Below are 736 nucleotides of genomic sequence, written 5' to 3' on the forward strand. Positions count from 1 at the left end.
ACAACGAGACGGCACGTACCCTGCTGACCGAGGTCGCGGCCAGTGGCGATCCGGCCGCACGCGCCGAGGCGCTGCAATTGCTGGGACGGCTGGACTGATGGTGGCAGGCGGCGCGCGGCGCGCTCGCCGCGGCCGTCCGGCCTGGATCGGGACGGCCCAGCGGCATTTTGCGCATCGGCGACGGGCGCGCGCCGAGCGCGCGCTTCCGGCCGGGCAGGGGCACTGCCGCGATGGCGTTGCAGGTGCCCCGTGTTGGTCCCTGCGCGCGTCGGCCACGCCGCTCTCCGAGGGAGACGCCGCACTGCGACGGAGGTCCGCATGCGCTACGCGCTAGGCGTGGAATACGACGGCAGCGAGTTCCAGGGCTGGCAGCAGCTCGGCGAGAGCGGCGGCCCCAGCGTGCAGGCCACGCTGCAGGCGGCGCTGTCGTCGGTGGCCGACGCCCCGGTGAGCGTGGTCTGCGCCGGCCGCACCGATGCCGGCGTGCACGGCGAGTGCCAGGTGGTGCATTTCGATTGCGATGCGCCGCGCCCGGCGCGCGGCTGGATGCTGGGCGCCACCGCGCGGTTGCCGCCCTCGGTCTGCGTGCGCTGGTGCGTGCCGGTGGCCGACGACTTCCACGCGCGCTTCTCCGCCCGCGCGCGCCGCTACCGCTACCGCCTGCTCAACCGCCAGGTACGCCCGGCGCTGTACCGGCAGACCCTGAGCTGGGAGCGGCGGCCGCTGCAGGCCGACG

General features: G+C 75.4%; 1 protein-coding gene. It reads left to right on the forward strand.

What is annotated here, in order from left to right; translation table 11 throughout:
- Nucleotides 1–318 precede the first annotated feature (318 nt).
- Nucleotides 319–736, forward strand: a 418-nt coding sequence (locus tag D180_RS21950; protein ID WP_017914469.1) for a tRNA pseudouridine synthase A, incomplete at its 3' end; no start/stop codon positions are given.

This window comes from Xanthomonas sp. SHU 166 (genome assembly GCF_000364685.1).
Classification (GTDB): domain Bacteria; phylum Pseudomonadota; class Gammaproteobacteria; order Xanthomonadales; family Xanthomonadaceae; genus Xanthomonas_A; species Xanthomonas_A sontii.